The following is a 1841-nucleotide window of genomic DNA, read 5'->3' as shown; positions in this document are numbered from 1 at the left end:
TGGCTGTTTGTATCCATGGAAATAAAGTAGAACATGGTAAACATTACCTGTACACTGAAGAGTTCCTGGAAGCGCTGGATACCGCGCTGAAAGCGAAACTGGCTTAATTTACCCGCTATAAAAAAAGCATCGGAATAATATCATTCCGATGCTTTTTTATTTTGTAAGATAGAAACTTTATAGCTTCATCTTCTTTCGTAATATTCTATCTTCTCCATAAATATCATCATAGAAAACAAGATCCCCGTTTTTTCCTTCTGCCGTAAAATACCGGAGATAGATGGGAATATGTTTAGGCAGATCTATCTGTCTTTTTTCTTCGCGTGCCAGCCATACCCGGATGCTGTCGCCGCTGTGCCTCAAGCTATCGGCCCGCACCAGGTACTGCGCCAGGCTGTCCCATTGCTGCACCCGCACGCAACCATGACTCATGGCCCGCATGGAGTTCTTAAACAATCCGCGGTTGTTGGTATCATGGAGATATACACTGTATTTATTCCTGAAGTTGAATTTCATGACGCCCAGTGAATTGTCGATTCCATCCATCTGGCGAAGCACATAGGGGAAATGCCCTTTACCAAGCTTTGACCAATCGATGGTATAAGGATCCACTGCATTACCATCCTTATCAATTACTTCCAGATTTTTCTTAGCGAGATAACCAACATCCTTTTTTATGGCCGGCAGCATTTCTTTAAATACAATACTATAAGGTACCCGCCAGTAAGGGAACATCATAAAATTGGTCATATACGAATTGAGCAGCGGCGTACGTGTGCGCGGCGTACCCACAATTACACGGGATTCCAGCACCACTTCCCCGCTATCCACCACTTTCAGGTTATAGCCCGGTAAGTTCACAAGAATGTACCTGGAAGGCAGCGTATCCGGCAGCTTGCGCCAGCGGTCGAGGTTTACAGCCGCCTGCATGATCCAGTCGTGCGCAGAACGGTTCATGGCCATCACCGTTCTTTTTCCTGCTACGCCATCGGGATAGATATTAAACTCTTTCTGGAATGCTTTTACACCTGTTTTTAGCAGTGCGGAATCCAGCTCGCGGCCGGTGGTGTCAAGATGCCCGCTTTGTACAAGACGGTTGAACACCAACTGGCGGAAACCCAGTGTATCCGTATAGTTAAGCGGTAATGTATCCCAATGGTAGTCCGCATATTTGGCTTTGAATGTTTGAATACCTTCCTTCAGGGCGAGGTATCCTTCGTGGGTAGGCTCCAGTGAATGCAGGATAGCTGTCACATTTTTTTCTTCGAGCGCCTGCCGCAACTGTGCGATGAGTTGTTCATCCGTAAACGCTGAATCCTTTCTGAGGGTAACGCTATCACGGGGAGCAACGCCGTAACGCAGGTCCGACGCCATTTTCATGAAAGCGTCTGTCATCAGCATATCCACTTTTGCCCACAGGGCAGCATCTTTTTTCGCGGTGGCATCGCTGCTGATCTGTTCCCATGCGGCGGTGAGCGCCGGTTCATGATACTGCGCGGGTAGCAGCCCCACGTCTTCCGCATGCTGGATCATATACAGCATGGAGTCCGCAGCAGGGTTGGTGGTCCCGTTCTTTGACCACTGGCTTGCCGGTTTATCAGCGCCATAAAATTCCTGTATTGCTGAAGGTCGGAAGGACTGCAAACTGTCTTCCAGTTCGCCTTCGTTATCTTTCAGGGCCGACAATCGTTCGGTGATACTCTCGGTGATCACTTCGTCCAACTGTCTGATGTTTGCTACAATCTGTTTTTGTTTTGGGGCGGTATGCTTTTTTTTATTGACACAGGCTAACAACAAGCACACTCCAGATCCGCATAACAAACTGATAATAAAAATCTTGT

1 protein-coding gene is annotated in these 1841 nt (G+C 47.5%); it reads right to left on the bottom strand.

Annotation, left to right across the window (positions count from 1 at the left end; translation table 11 throughout):
- Positions 1 to 177: 177 nt before the first annotated feature.
- A complete protein-coding gene (locus VN105_RS08595; RefSeq protein WP_325639873.1) occupies positions 178 to 1713 on the bottom strand; it encodes a L,D-transpeptidase family protein in 1536 nt (511 codons plus the stop codon).
- Between the last annotated feature and the right edge of the window lie 128 nt (positions 1714 to 1841).

This window comes from Chitinophaga sp. (genome assembly GCF_035564935.1).
GTDB lineage: Bacteria > Bacteroidota > Bacteroidia > Chitinophagales > Chitinophagaceae > Chitinophaga.
The sequence above is the reverse complement of the archived record's forward strand: the minus strand, read 5'-3'. Positions and strand labels throughout refer to the sequence as shown.